The organism is Pseudomonas sp. FDAARGOS_761, from assembly GCF_013343155.1.
Classification (GTDB): Bacteria; Pseudomonadota; Gammaproteobacteria; order Pseudomonadales; family Pseudomonadaceae; genus Pseudomonas; species Pseudomonas aeruginosa.
Map to the genome: position 1 here is coordinate 3,000,606 of NZ_CP054572.1, position 13,001 is coordinate 3,013,606.

The window sequence follows — 13,001 nt, forward strand, 5'->3', positions numbered from 1 at the left end:
ACCATCCGTGAGGCGGGTATTACTGCTGCTCGGCCTGCTTGTCGGCCAGGGCCTTCTGGAGTTCTTCCAGGGAGGCATCAGGACCAGCCGGCACTCCGAGGGCGGCCAGTTGCTCGATCAGCGCTTGTTTCTGAGCCGCTTCGTCAGCGGGCAGCGTGGCCTTGGCCTTGACCTCTGCCAGTTTCGAAACCAGGGTCTCGGTCTTGCTGTTGGCGCCGGCATTCACGCCCAGGGCCTTCAGCTCGGCGAACAGTTGCTGGCGGTACGCCTCTTCGCCGCCCTGGCCGTCACTCTGCACGCCGCCCTCGACCACCAGCACGCCGGTGACCACGTAGAAGGCGAGGTTCTTGCGGTCCTTGATATCGTCCCACTCGGGCACGTCAACAGACGCGCCCGGCGGGATGACGGCACCGCTCGGCAGGCCGATGGGGGTGATGCGGTTGGTATTGGTGATGAGCGCCATGGTCCACCCCCGTCAGATGCCGTCGGTGTAGCGAACTTCCGCCGGACGACGGATGTCCACGCCACCGAGGCGGAAGATGCCGGGAACTTCCCAGCGGATCGGACCGGCCTGGTACACCGGCAGGAAGCGGTGCGGCATCGGGATATGCATCTTCAGCACCGACGGATCGCGGCGGTAGCTGACCATGCGCGCGGTGTCGCCGGCGCCTGCGGCATCCAGGCCGTTCAGGCCGCGGATGGTGAGCGGGCGACCAGTGGTGGCGGTGTAGACGTTGTTCTTCTGCAGATAGGTGAGGATCGTCTCCAGACCCTGTTCGTTCACCTTGCGGGTGGCGATCAGCAGGAACTTCGCGTAAGGCAGCAGCAGGGTGTCGGAGAACGCGGTGAACAGCGTGCCTTGAGTCTGGAGGGTCAGCGCGGTGTTCACGTCGGCCAGGATCTGGTCGGCGGTGGCGGTTTCCCAGTTCCCGGTGACGGCGGAGCCCGCGGTAACACCCGGGTAGTTGAACAGGCCACTGAAGCCCTTGGACGCGTCACCCGCCAGGGCTACGCGGTCCACGAACTCCTCGTAGGCGCGACGCGCGGCGGCGGCATCGTCACCGGTCAGGTTGATGCCGAGCATCTGCGCCTGGCTGATCTCTTCCAGGCCATAGCCATAGCCGATGGCAGCCATGTGCACGCTCGACTCGAACTTCGAGCGCTCGGTGCTGGCCAGCGGAAGGTCGTCGGCGTTGCCGTTGACCCAGTCGGCCTTCCCGACCTTGTCGGCGGAGTAGAAGGTGACGGTCTTGATCCACTCGGGCGCCGAGGTATCGACCGGGATCAGTTGCGGATACTGGATATCCGGGTAAACGATCTCGTTGACCTGGCGCTCGATGTAGGTGGTCTGCGAGACCACGAAGCCCAGGGCGGCCTGGGCGTCGAGCAGCTTGAATCGGCTCATGGTTTCTCCTTAGCCCAGGCGGACTTGAGCGAGTTGATTGGTGCCAGTGGTGCTGGTGTCGAAGCGCGCTCCGGCGACCTGCACGTTGTCGGTCGCGACGTTGGTCCAGGCGCTGGTGGCCGGCACGAAGTAGACCGGATCGCCTGCGGCGACCTGCACGGCGGCGGTTACCCAGATGGCGCCCTCGGTCATGACGCGGGCCGACTCGTACTGGCTGTACTGGTTGGCCTCGGCCTTGACGGAGCGGTCGCGGACGCTGATGCCGACGAACTTCGCGGCGGTATCGCCAGTAGTCGGCGCACGGCCGGCCTTGTCGGCGGTGCCCTGCATGACCGGGATGCCGAACGCCAGGCCGCCAGCGGCCTCGACGGTGCGTGAGATCAGGGTCTTCGGGACTTCGTCGACGATCATGCCCGGCAGGCCGGGGCGGATGTTCGCGCTGTAGGTGGTTTGAACGGCGGGCATTATTTGTCACCTCCTTTCCAGGCGCCGTTGACGCGCGCCTCGTAGGCCGCCTGACCGTTGTCAGCCGGGTTCGACGGTTTGCTGTCTTGCTGTTTCAGGTGGACACGCACCGGGTCGTTACTGGCGGCATCCTCGAGCAGGATGTCGAAGCGGGCGGCGATGTATGCCTCCGGCTTGTCCTTGATGGCGGCGTCGCCCAGCTTGGCCACGACAGCCGCCTTGCGGATCTCGGCGGCGGACTTGCCGGCATAGTCGCCGTCAGCGATCAGCATCGCGCTGGCGATCAGGTCGGCGCGCTCACGCACCAGTTTGTCGATGTCGGCGTCGCTCAGTACCTTGGCCTTCAGCCCATCGATTTCGGCGTCCTTCTTCGCCAGTTCGGCGTCTTTCGCTGCCATCGCGGTGGCGTGGGCGTCTTGGATGGTCTTGAGGTTCGCCCCGGCGTCGCCGAGTTGCTTCTGCAGCTTCTCGACGACCTGGGCGCCCTGCTCGGTGGTCTCGATCGTGAGGCCATCGACCAGGAGTTTGCGGAGTGCATCAGCCATGTCATGGCCTCCTGTGGGGGTTGTTTGCGCAGGTTTCTTGGCATCGGGGGTGCGCGAATCCCCGATGCGCAGTTGCTCGCCGCCCCTGGCGTGATCGACCAGGGCGAGGTGGTTCATTCGCATCGGGCCAAGCCGGGCGTCGTAGGTCTCGCCGGTGGGGGTCACCCCATCCTCGAAAATGACCTCTGCCTCGAGCCCCATGGATAGCTCGCGCTTTCCTGCCTCGTAGTCGCGGATCGCATCGGCATCCATCAACACCAGAGGCACGCGCACGAAGTCGCCGTCTCGCAGGACCTCCGAGCCAGTCTGGCCGATGGCGAGCTGCTTCCAGTTCTCAGCGGTGACCTCGCCGTGGTGGCCGTTGGTCATGGGGCGGTAGGCGTAGGAGCGCATGGCGTCCTCGGCGAAAACCGATTCGGGCGGCCGGTACACGCGGACAATGGGCATGTCGGGCTTGCCGACCTCGGAACCCAGGTATTCCTGAATGCCAGTGCGCGCTACCCGGGCATCGGCCACGAGGTAGCCGTCAGCGGTCCGGCGAACGCCGGACACCGACACGGAGTCATGAAGAAGCATCGTTATTCCTCGTCGAGGCGATCCGCCCAGCCCTCGTCGATCTCTTCGAAGACCTCCGGGCCGAGCTCGATGACGCCGCGGTACGGATCAACCTGGTCAAGGTCGACGCTGCCGGGCTGGTAGGTGAAGGTGATGTGGGGCTGGTAGTCCGGCCAGTCCCAACTGGCGCCGGCATCGCGAATTTCGACGTGCCGCCAGGTCAGGTCAGAGGAGTTGAACAGCAGAACCACAGCCCCTTTGCCGAACTGCTCGACCAGGCGCGGGCCGCCGGCGGAACAGGTCAGGTTTCCGTTCGGCTTGACCGTCCAGGCCTGGGTGACCTTCATCCAGTTCACCGGCGTCCGGCTATACGCGATGGTGACGTGCAGGTCCTCTGCTGGCAGCGTGGTCTCGAAGCCCTGGGCCTTCGCCCAGTCAATGATCGCGCCGGCGTTCAGCACCCGGCGCGAGACGTACAGCGTGCGAGGTGCCGCGTCGTTCAGCGCCTGGCTGGACGATCCGTTGCCACCCTCCTCGTCCTGCCCGTCCTCGGGTACTTCGGAGCCGAACTCCTCCAGCGCCGATTCCAAGCCCGGCATCACGCTGTTCTCGACCAACAGGGTCTCGGCAGCCTTGCTGAGCGCGTCCTCGGGGAAGAGCCTTGTCTCGGCGATGGTCTTGATAGTCTCGGCGGTGATCTTCCCGATGTCCGCCCGCTCCTTCGCTGTGGTCTGCCAGAGGCTGTTCCAAACGTAATGGATCTCCGGCGGTCGGCTGCCCAGCGCGGACCGCACCAGGCACTCGTCCAGTACCGACATGGCCGGCGTGATGTCCAGTTCCTGGCTCGACTGGATGCGGTCGTAGTAGTTGCGCAGGTCCGCCTCGCCGGTGGAGTTCATGCCGGCGGGTGACTGGCTGAGCATGCGCGTAGCCGGAATATCGGCAGCGCCGCAGCCCGCTTGCATGAAGCGGTCCATGATGTCCGGCAGCGTGCCGAAGTTCGCCGATTTGCTGTCGTACTCCTCGTCCTTGTCCAGCATCAGGGTGCCATTGATTCCCTTCGCCATGGCCGCCAGACGCATGCGCTCCAGCACCAGCTTCTCGTACTTCGGGTCCTGCATCCCCTGCATGAAGTCAGGGATACGGATCACGTCGACCTTCGCTTCGAAGATGAGGCTGGCCACGTTGGCCATGGTGCTGTCGATCTGTTGGATGGCCTCGAACACGGCCTGCAGGACCGAGTCTCCCCAGCCGAACTGATTGCCGCTGGCCAGGTCCTGGTCAGGGATGTCGGCGCCGGTGAAGATCACCAGCCGGGACGGGTGAATCTCGATCGCGCTGCCGCCGAGCCGGTAGGCCTTGGGCTTGCCGTAGTTCGGTGACATGACGTCACGATCCTGCTCGGTTGCCGACAGGTCGCGCCGGCTCATCACCGTCAGATACTTGATGCCGCCGGCCTGGACGCGCTCGGGTACCAGAGGCTTGCTGGTGTCAGTTTCGCCGGTACCGATGAAGATCGCTGCGCCGCCCCAGAGCCGCGCCTTGATTAGAGCCTCCATGGTGCGGGCCTGGACCTGAAGGCGCTTCTCCTCGGCCTCGATCTTCTCGATCTGCGCCTTGCTGGCTTGCCATGCCCGCCAACGCCTGGTCGCATCCTTCGCCGGGATATCGACGACCTTGCGCGGGAACCAGGCGCCGCGATACGCGTTGTGCAACTGCTCATCGGTGAGCACGACCGGCGCGTAGAAGCTGCCGGCGGCCTTGTCTCGCTCCGTGCCCAAGTTGGCCACGAAGTTGACCAGCTTGTCAGTGAGGAAGCGCCTTACGCCCATTAGGAAACACCTGCGAGGGAATACTTCGTGATCGGGTATTCCTTGTGGATGAAATAGCCACCCGCATCATTCGGGTGATCGATGTCGGACGACTTGTCCGGCTCGCCGTTTGTGCCCCACACCTGCTGTTCCAGGGCGTCGGCATAGGTCGGGCACCGGTCGGGGTTGACCCGATACCGCCGCTCGCCCTTGGCGTTGCAGAACATGGCGTTCATGGAGTTGATCCGGTCCTTGACCGGCGGGTTGGCGGTGGGCGCCGAGACGACGAAGCCGGCCTGCTTGAGCAGCGCGATATCGGTCTCGCTGGCCCGGACGGACTTGCGAGAGTCGCCGGAGGCGTCGGGGTAGATCCTGATCTGGCGGGTCGGCCGATATTCGCCGTCGGCGTACAGCCAGAACCGCTCCTTGATCTGGCGGATCATGTCCGGGGTGTCGTACCCGTTGACGATCTCGTCGACCGCGTGCGGCAGTCCCAATCGCTTCACATGCACAACGGCGGCCATCTTGCCGACGTTGAAGTCCATACCCACGAATATCGGCTCGCCTGGCTGAACCGTCTCCTGCGAGGCGTTGAGAGTGCGATCGTAGGCGGTGTAGATGGTGCCCGACGTCAGGTTGACGAACTGGCCGCGCAGGTACGCCGCGATCAGTTGCGGCGGGTACGACTCCATCAGCGAATCGATGTAGTCGTCCGGCAGGTTCGCCTCGTTGTCGTAGGTGCTGGCCTGGACCAGTCCATACAGGTCCTGCAGGTGCGGCTTCTCGCGCAACTGCTTCACGAACTGCTGGAAGACGAACTTGAAGCCTTCCGGGGTGGTGGTGACGTCGACACGGTTGCGCAGGCCGTCCACCTTGTACCGCATCCGCGCGATGATCTTGCGCCAGGCCTGCTGGGCCTTCTGCGCTGGTAGAACGTCGATCTCATCGCTCAGCGCGCGGCCGACCTTGAAACCGACGATGGTCTGGGGCTTCTCCATGGAGCGGCAGATGATCGTCGTGCGGTAGGCGCTGCCGCTGTAGAAGTGAACCTCGTGGTTCGCCTGGTTGATCTTGGTCCGCAGCCCCCAGTCGAAAGCCACCTCCTCCATGGTTGGATAGAAGATGTCGCGGATCTGGGCGTAGGTCGGGGCGAAGTAGCCGGCGTTGATGCGCGGCCACTCCCAGGCGTGCTGGGCGAGGCCCGAGCAGCCCACCCAGGTCTTGCCGGAGCCGAACCCCGCCACGAAGCCGCAGAACTTGTGTGGCAGCGCCAGGAACTTCGCCTGCGGCACGTTAAGCGTCGGCATCGCGGACCCTCGCGTCGATGATGGTCACCGCGACGCTGGTCGGCGGCGCTTCGTCCTCAGGGTTCTCCAGCAGCTTTAGCTCGGCGCGCTTCTTCGCCACATCCAGGCGCTTGAGCTCTAAGTCCAGCGCGGCAGACTCGGTGCCGACATGCCGGCTCAGCAGCTCCAGGTTGCGGAGCTTGTCCGGCCACTTGACCTTGCGGAGCACGCCGGCGATGCGGCGGTCGTCACCGCGGCCCTCGAACAGCTCGGCGATCTCGATGCCGGACAGGAACTGGCGCCAGGCCCGGGGCCAGTCGCGGATCGACCGGAACGAACCGTCGTCCTCGAGGATGTCGAGCACGTCCATCTCGTCGATCTCGCGGAGCCGCCGGATCACATAGTCGGCCTCGATCTCGGTGCGCTTCGAGCGCTCGGCCATGGCGGCCTGGATGGCCTGGGCAACCTCCGGCCGCTGGAGCAGTTGATAGCCGATCTCCGTCGCGCGCCGGGTGCTGTAGCCGGCCCGAATCGCGGCCTGCGTCGCGTTGAGGTCTATCAGGTACTCGTCGACGAACAGGCGCTGTTTCTTGGTCAGCGCCATGATTTACCTCACAAACGAAAAGCCCCGCACTAGGCGGGGCTTGGCGGCTATTGTTTAGCCTCTACGCACAGAAACGGTGCCGATTCCGGGATCAGAATATTTCTTGAGGACAGCGATATCGAACACGTCCTCCATCTTCTTGGACTTGTCGAACCAAACGCATCGTGCGCCTTCCCTGGGGCCCATGGGACTGAAGTCTCCAAGTTCCGAGATAACCATCTTCGGCCCACCGCTCTTCAGTTGAACCTCGTCGCCCTTAACTAACTCCGACATTGCATATCTCCTTTGCTGGTTGGAAATGACGATATAGGGCCGCTTGCCACTATTTCAATGACTCAGCACCTGCGTCGTTCCGCCCCATCCCGCCGCCAGTCCTGGTGGAAGATCTGCTTCCGACGCGTCCAGGCGTAGCCAACGATGCCGAGGTGCATCACCACCGCCCAAGGGCTGACCCAGTAGCCTTTTGCCAGCTCGGCCAGCAAGCCGAAGGCTCCGAGGGCGACCAGGTAGAACGACAGGCTCAGGATCGGACGCTCGAACAGGTGGACGGAGCGCAGGAAGTCTAGCGCGGCAAGTACCACCAGAATGCACAGCAGGGAGTCCAATCCCATGAGGATCGAGTTCATCATGGTCAGGCACCTCGGGGCGTGAGGAAGCGCTCCGCAAAGGCTTTCAGGCCGGGGATCACGTTCATAGCCAGCAGACCGATGGTGAACGCGACGCCGGCGAGGAAGGCATCATCCAGGGGGATGAGGTAGGTTCGGGAGAGCCAGCCGGCGACAGGCTGGGTCCAGTAGGTGGAGCAGCCAAACCCGGTTCCGACTGCCAGAGCGGCCTGGAAACGGGTGAGATCTTTCAGAAAGCCGAGCGAGAGGATAGAGCCCCAGAACCCAGCGATGGTCACGCTGTACTTGGCAAACAGCGCGCCAATACCGATGGAGGTCGTGGGTTCCATCTGGTCCTCCGGCTGAAAACAAAAAACCCGGCGCGAGGCCGGGTTTTGGTGTGTTTATTCGTGCGGGTGTAGTTCTGCACAATGGCAAAACGATACCCAAATGCTCTTCAAATCGTCAAGCGACCCGTTTCAGGCGCTCCCGCTGGGCCCAGTAGGCCGCCACGCGGTCGTGGTAGCGCTGATGGACACTGGGGCACTCCAGGATGTCCTCGCCCCACTCCTCCCGGTATGCCTCCCCGTACCGCTTCATCCTCGCCGCCCACCGCGCCAACTGCTGGTCCGACATCCCGCGCAGGCGTTCGGCCAAGCGCTGCTGGTGATGGTCCCGGCGCTCGGCGTAGGCCTCTGCGCGCTGCACCGCCACCGTATCGCGGTCAACCTGATGCCAGCGCCAGCCCGACCCCTTCCGCAGGCCGCTCTGCTTCGCCACCACCTCGGCGACCGGCCTCAGCGCCTGGGCGTCGAGCCGGTCGATGTGGCGCGCCAGGCGCTCCCAGGTACTGGCATAGTCCCGCGCCCAGTTGCCGGGGTCGATCCGGCAGCCGAGGCGCTCCTCGATGAAGAGGCAGACCTCGCCCGGGCGCAGCGTGTCGCGGCCATTCACCGCCCGCTTGTGCGAGTTGATCGCCGCCAGCGCCATCCAGTAGGCCCGCTCACCCTGGCGCTGGGTCAGTTGGCCGAGCCCGGAGCCGATCCACACCAGGCCGTGGGCAATCGCCACATCGTCGCCGGTAGCCAGCGGCGAGTACAGCGTGTGGCCGAAGTGCTGCAGCGGCTTCGGCAGCGAGCGGATGGCAGCCTGCACCAGGCCGGCGGCCAGCATGTGGGCGCTACGCCCGTTGGTGTCCTTGCGGTCGGGGTGCGTCTCGTTGGCCACCCGCCCCTTCTTGCCCAGCGCGGCCTTGTCGGCCGCCACCGCCAGCACTGAGCTCCGACTCTCGTAGAAGGCGTCATGCCAAGCCTGGCGCGCGCTGATCAGTCTCATTTCGACTCTCCCCTGTAGTTTCCTGTAGTCACTGCTCGCCCTCGAGGAGAGGGACGATCTTCACTCGAACGCCTGGCGTTTCGCTCCAGAGCTTCTGGAATATGCCGCGGGTGGCCTGAACATCGTCACGCCATACGACGCCGTTGCAGGCATCGCAGATGGCCTTGAGGCAGTTATCCGCATCCGGTTTGCGCATGGCGGCGATCTCGCCGGCCAGAGCCTGGGCACGCTTGCGTTTCGACCATGAGGCTGGCACTTGGTGGTACATCCATATCTCGATGAGGCAAGGCCGGGTTATCAGCGGGCGCCCCGCCATTGCCTGCTGTGCGGCCATGGCAACCAGGCCTTCGTACGCCACGGTCTTCGCCGGCGTGAACATCCTGGCATGGGCGCCGACGCGACCGATGCGCGGCCTCCCCTTCCCCACCGGCTCGCCGGGTACGGTGAACATCACCGGGCGGAAGTCATGAATCACGGCGCACCTCCGGCGCTTTCCGGCGCATCTTTGCCAGCAGCAGTTCCCGCGCCTGGGCGCCACTGAGCCCGTCCAGTCCCTGGGCCTGCATCCGCCGGCGGAGCTGCTGCTCGGCTTCATCCTCGGCCAGGTCCAGCAGGCTCTTCCCGGTGTCATGCTCAATCGCGTGGATGACGGGCTGGCTCAGCGGGATGTTGTTTGCCCACCGCCGGACCATCTCTGCGTAGTGGAACCCGAAGCGCTTGCGGAGGCGATCGTCGTTCACCTCGCCGGTGCGCAGATCGAAAACGCCGGTGGCCTCGGCGGCGGCCTTGACCACATGGTGGCGGTAGCGGCACGCCAGAGCTTGGTGGAACGCGGTGTCGTGGTCCGGCAGACCGAGCGACTCCGGCTGCACGCTCAAGCAGAGTTCCCGGAATGTCGGCGCCGCCGGCGGCCAATCGAACCGGCTGCCCATGAACGTCAGCATGTTGAGTCCGTGGGCCAGTTGCTGGCCGGTCAGCCCCTGGAGCACGGTAGCCCAGGCACCGTCAGGGTTCGGGTTGTCGCCAAAACTCGACGTCCAGCGGTGCCCGTACATCTCGGTCATCTTCACCCAGAGCCGTTCCAGCAGCCTGTCGGGCAGCCTCGTTGGCTGCGACGATGGCATTGACGCGGTCGACGGCTGAGCGAGGGCCCTGTCGATGTGAGAGGCCGCGCTTTGCGGCACGATGGCCGGCTTGGCCTTCGGCATTTCGTCCATCGGTTTGCTCATGGCGGTGCTCCGCATGCGGTGCTGTTGCCATCCGGTGGCGCTCCAGCAAGAGTTCATCGAGAAAATTTCGGTAGTACAGAGGGGAGTCAGGCGGGGCGCCGAGCTTGGCTTCGGCGATCTCCATTGCCGCGAGCATCTGCTCCGCGGTGACACCGCGCTCGACCCAAGAGGCGAACAGCGGCATGGTCCTGGCGGTCTGCACCGCGTGGATCTGGAATCCGCGCTCTCGGATGAAGAACTGGCACCACTGTCCCGCAGTGGCCGGATCGGCTGGGCATTCGCGCACGCACGCGTTAGGTACGGTACGGTTATTACCGGATACCGGAGGTGTGCCCACTTTTTCACTTTCACCCCCACCCACATATCTGCCCTCTTTTTCCGGGAAAGCCGCGTAGTTACTGGGTTCCGACCCTCCCACATAACTGCCCGCTTCATCTGCCCACTTAGTGCCCACTTTTTTTCGGACGGATTGATCCCGTGAAGCCTTCGGCAACTCAAAAATCAGGCGCCTTTCGGCCAAGTTGGGGCCCACCAGGCCCACCTTCTGCAGCCAGACCAGCGCCCGCCGCAGCTCCTTTTCGGAAGGCTCGCCGCCCTTGATGCCCTGGTGCGGCTCGACGTAGAGCTCCTCGGCGATCGACTTCCACGAAATGCCGCGCCGCTCGCCGACGATGCCTGTTGCGAAGTCCATGAACGGGCGCAGGGCGAACACGTAGATCTCACGGGCAAGCATGGGCAGGCCGCGGAGCGCCTCCCGCTCCTCGTCGTTGATCTGGAAGGACGGCACGGATCACCCTTCGCCCGCCAGAACCGACTTGGCCATGCGGCTGAGCGTGGTGCATTTCGCCGCAGTGGAGTCCAGGGCGTTGATCAGGTCCGGAAGGAACTGGCCATCCCGCGCATCGAGGACCATGTCGTCGAAGACCCTGGTGCCGACGCCGGCGACATCACCGAGGCGACGCATCAGCGCGCCGAACACCTTCATGGCGTCCATGCCCTCGGCCACGACCGGGCGCACCGGGAGCAGCCCGTATCGGCCGGACAACTCCAGCAGTGCGCGTTCGCGCCAGGGTTGCTCCAGTGCCTGTACCCAGGACTCTTCAATCCAGGCTGGGATCTCGACGTCGCCGTCGAGCCAGCGTTCCACCCGCTTGCTCCAGTTCTTGTAGATCCGGGCGTAGTCGACGTGACTGGTGGCCGCCCCTTCCAGGGCCTTCAGGTCCGGGTAATCCTTGGCCCGGCAGCGTTCCGGCGCCCGCAGGTTCAGTTCGATGTTCAAGCGTTCGGCGAACCCGTCCTGCGACATGCTGGTCCGGGCGATCATGTCCTCAGCGATGGCGATCAACACGGCATCGCGGGTTTCGTGTCGAGGATTCGACGTATGCATGGTGGCCCTCCTGGGCGACGATGGTTCGGCTCAGGGCGATCAACTGGCCAGGCGCTCGGCGCCGGTTTCAGGCTCTGGGAAAACATCCGCCATCGAGCACGCCACACCCAAGGCGTTCAGTGCATGGACAATGCGCCTTGCCTCGTCTAGCCCGGGGGTGCGCGCACCGCGCTCATAGTTCGCCAAGCGGGATTGTTTCCACTTCAACTGGCGATAGAGATCGGCCTGCTTTACGTTCGCGCCCTCGCGGAGTTCACGGATTCGATTCATTGACTGGCTCCTATCGAGTCACGCCAACAGGATAAACACGCATTGTGATGATAGCAAACACAATTAGTGAAAGGGATTTATTGCAGGCCGTGATTAGAATCGACGGCATGAACACACTTGGCTCACGCATAGCGCACTACCGCTCACTCAAAGGCATTTCGCAGGCGAAGCTTGCGAAGGCTTGTGGCTGGGCTTCGCAATCACGGATCGGTAACTACGAGAAGGACACGCGCGAACCGTCCTTGGACGACCTGGAGCTAATAGCTCAGGTGCTTGACGTAACGGTCGCTGAACTGATTGGATCGGAATTGACCATTTCTGGAAGCCTTCAGAACGTGGAGCCTCCGCTACAGCCGTCGCGGGGACCGCAGGCCTACCCGCTCATCAGTTGGGTTGCAGCTGGAGGATGGATGGAGTCGTGCGACAATTTCTTACCTGGCGACGCCGAGGAATGGCTGTCGTCCGAGGAGAACGCAGGGACCAATGGGTATTGGCTTGAGGTCAAAGGCCGATCGATGTTCGACCCAACCGGCCTTGCTCCGGTGTCGTTCCCGCCAGGGCATCGCATTCTGGTCCAGCCTGAAGGCTTCGACGTGATCAGTGGGAAGTTCTATGTTGCCCGCTTGCGTGGCGAGGACGGTCGCTGGGAAACGACGTTCAAGCAGTACGTCCGCGACGCAGGAAGCTCCTACCTCCAACCCCTAAATCCCACCTTCGAAACGCTGAAGGTTGACGACAACGTCGAGATCATTGGAAGGGTCATCGATTCCAGACCGCCGCGCTCAGTGTTCTGAAGCCGGCGAATGGGAGCTTCCAAATGGAGGACCACTCCGTTCTCGCCCTGCTGCTGGCAGTCGAAGTTATTGACGCGCCAGAGGCGTCAATTCCTCCGGATATCCTTCCCGATCACCTATTGCTCGTCGCTCTAGATCAGACCCACCCCAAACGAGCCGTCATCGATTCCTGGTCGCCATTCATTGCACTCGCCGCGCGCCAGCGTGCCCGGGGAGTTCTGGGCACCGACGAGGTCATCTACGGCTACCGGTTCTCAGCGACAGTACAACTACGGACACCACTGCACGCGCTACAGCAACACGGACGGATCGAGCGCAGAGAGCACCCCCTGCTCCCACAGATCGCCGAGGAGCCGTGGCAGGGAACCTGGGTGGCGAAGCCTCGTCCCGATACGGCCGGCCAGATGGCCTCGGACATCGGCCCCATCGACGCCGACGGCGGTGACTATCTGCGTTTCCTCCTGCTCTGTCGCCGCATTATGGCGTGCCCGTTAAGCGATACCGATAAAGCGAATTTGGTGCATCGCTCCGCGAACTTCTACGGCGCCGGCGGCCATGCATTCGGCCAGTTCATCGAACACCACGGTGGGCCGGACGCGCTGCTCCGCAAACTCAACCGATAGCCCTCTCGATTTAAACCGTGCCCGCCTTGAGCGGGCTTTTTCTTGCGCTGCGAAAAATTAATCACATTTCGTGTTTGACAGATCAAT

18 protein-coding genes are annotated in these 13,001 nt (G+C 63.8%); 2 read left to right on the top strand and 16 right to left on the bottom strand.

Annotated features, from left to right (window positions below; all coding sequences use genetic code 11):
* Window positions 1-19: 19 nt before the first annotated feature.
* The 16 genes from FOC67_RS13750 to FOC67_RS13825 all read right to left on the bottom strand — a co-directional run bounded on the left by FOC67_RS13750 (window position 20) and on the right by FOC67_RS13825 (window position 11,497).
* Window positions 20-463: a hypothetical protein gene (locus tag FOC67_RS13750; RefSeq protein ID WP_009314076.1), complete on the bottom strand. Its 444-nt coding sequence runs from the start codon at window positions 461-463 to the stop codon at window positions 20-22.
* A gap of 12 nt (window positions 464-475) precedes the next feature.
* Window positions 476-1,405: a DUF2184 domain-containing protein gene (locus tag FOC67_RS13755; protein WP_009314075.1), complete on the bottom strand. Its 930-nt coding sequence runs from the start codon at window positions 1,403-1,405 to the stop codon at window positions 476-478.
* Window positions 1,406-1,414: 9 nt separating this feature from the next.
* Window positions 1,415-1,870 carry a DUF2190 family protein gene (locus FOC67_RS13760; RefSeq protein ID WP_009314074.1) on the bottom strand — a complete coding sequence of 152 codons (456 nt, stop codon included), beginning with the start codon at window positions 1,868-1,870 and terminating at the stop codon, window positions 1,415-1,417.
* The gene (locus FOC67_RS13765) at window positions 1,870-2,991 is read right to left on the bottom strand and encodes a DUF2213 domain-containing protein (protein ID WP_009314073.1); all 1,122 of its coding nucleotides are present in this window, start codon (window positions 2,989-2,991) and stop codon (window positions 1,870-1,872) included. Before FOC67_RS13765 ends, FOC67_RS13760 begins: the two co-directional genes overlap by 1 nt.
* A gap of 2 nt (window positions 2,992-2,993) precedes the next feature.
* Window positions 2,994-4,802: an anti-CBASS protein Acb1 family protein gene (locus FOC67_RS13770; RefSeq protein ID WP_009314072.1), complete on the bottom strand. Its 1,809-nt coding sequence runs from the start codon at window positions 4,800-4,802 to the stop codon at window positions 2,994-2,996.
* A complete protein-coding gene (locus FOC67_RS13775) occupies window positions 4,802-6,088 on the bottom strand; it encodes a terminase large subunit domain-containing protein (protein ID WP_009314071.1) in 1,287 nt (428 codons plus the stop codon). The genes FOC67_RS13770 and FOC67_RS13775 overlap by 1 nt, the downstream gene beginning before the upstream one ends.
* The gene (locus tag FOC67_RS13780) at window positions 6,075-6,671 is read right to left on the bottom strand and encodes a terminase small subunit (RefSeq protein WP_009314070.1); all 597 of its coding nucleotides are present in this window, start codon (window positions 6,669-6,671) and stop codon (window positions 6,075-6,077) included. Before FOC67_RS13780 ends, FOC67_RS13775 begins: the two co-directional genes overlap by 14 nt.
* 54 nt (window positions 6,672-6,725) lie before the next feature.
* Window positions 6,726-6,944 (bottom strand): YodC family protein, encoded by a 219-nt coding sequence (locus FOC67_RS13785; RefSeq protein WP_009314069.1) that lies wholly within the window; start codon window positions 6,942-6,944, stop codon window positions 6,726-6,728.
* A gap of 62 nt (window positions 6,945-7,006) precedes the next feature.
* Window positions 7,007-7,300 (bottom strand): hypothetical protein, encoded by a 294-nt coding sequence (locus tag FOC67_RS13790; RefSeq protein WP_009314068.1) that lies wholly within the window; start codon window positions 7,298-7,300, stop codon window positions 7,007-7,009.
* 2 nt (window positions 7,301-7,302) lie between these two features.
* Window positions 7,303-7,626, bottom strand: a complete 324-nt coding sequence (locus FOC67_RS13795; RefSeq protein ID WP_009314067.1) for a hypothetical protein — start codon at window positions 7,624-7,626, stop codon at window positions 7,303-7,305.
* 115 nt (window positions 7,627-7,741) lie between these two features.
* A complete protein-coding gene (locus FOC67_RS13800) occupies window positions 7,742-8,611 on the bottom strand; it encodes a hypothetical protein (RefSeq protein WP_009314066.1) in 870 nt (289 codons plus the stop codon).
* A gap of 28 nt (window positions 8,612-8,639) precedes the next feature.
* On the bottom strand, window positions 8,640-9,083 hold the full coding sequence (locus FOC67_RS13805) for a RusA family crossover junction endodeoxyribonuclease (protein WP_031627573.1): 444 nt from the start codon (window positions 9,081-9,083) through the stop codon (window positions 8,640-8,642).
* On the bottom strand, window positions 9,076-9,675 hold the full coding sequence (locus tag FOC67_RS13810) for a hypothetical protein (RefSeq protein WP_234306241.1): 600 nt from the start codon (window positions 9,673-9,675) through the stop codon (window positions 9,076-9,078). The genes FOC67_RS13805 and FOC67_RS13810 overlap by 8 nt, the downstream gene beginning before the upstream one ends.
* Window positions 9,617-10,627, bottom strand: coding sequence for a hypothetical protein (locus FOC67_RS13815; protein WP_031627571.1), 1,011 nt, complete (start codon window positions 10,625-10,627; stop codon window positions 9,617-9,619). Before FOC67_RS13815 ends, FOC67_RS13810 begins: the two co-directional genes overlap by 59 nt.
* A gap of 3 nt (window positions 10,628-10,630) precedes the next feature.
* Window positions 10,631-11,227 carry a hypothetical protein gene (locus tag FOC67_RS13820; protein WP_009314063.1) on the bottom strand — a complete coding sequence of 199 codons (597 nt, stop codon included), beginning with the start codon at window positions 11,225-11,227 and terminating at the stop codon, window positions 10,631-10,633.
* A gap of 39 nt (window positions 11,228-11,266) precedes the next feature.
* On the bottom strand, window positions 11,267-11,497 hold the full coding sequence (locus FOC67_RS13825; protein WP_003116750.1) for a helix-turn-helix transcriptional regulator: 231 nt from the start codon (window positions 11,495-11,497) through the stop codon (window positions 11,267-11,269).
* A gap of 107 nt (window positions 11,498-11,604) precedes the next feature.
* Between FOC67_RS13825 and FOC67_RS13830 the strand changes: the two genes are divergently transcribed.
* On the top strand, window positions 11,605-12,291 hold the full coding sequence (locus FOC67_RS13830) for a LexA family transcriptional regulator (RefSeq protein WP_049877187.1): 687 nt from the start codon (window positions 11,605-11,607) through the stop codon (window positions 12,289-12,291).
* 23 nt (window positions 12,292-12,314) lie between these two features.
* Window positions 12,315-12,914, top strand: a complete 600-nt coding sequence (locus FOC67_RS13835; protein ID WP_009314061.1) for a hypothetical protein — start codon at window positions 12,315-12,317, stop codon at window positions 12,912-12,914.
* The last annotated feature ends 87 nt before the right edge of the window (window positions 12,915-13,001 follow it).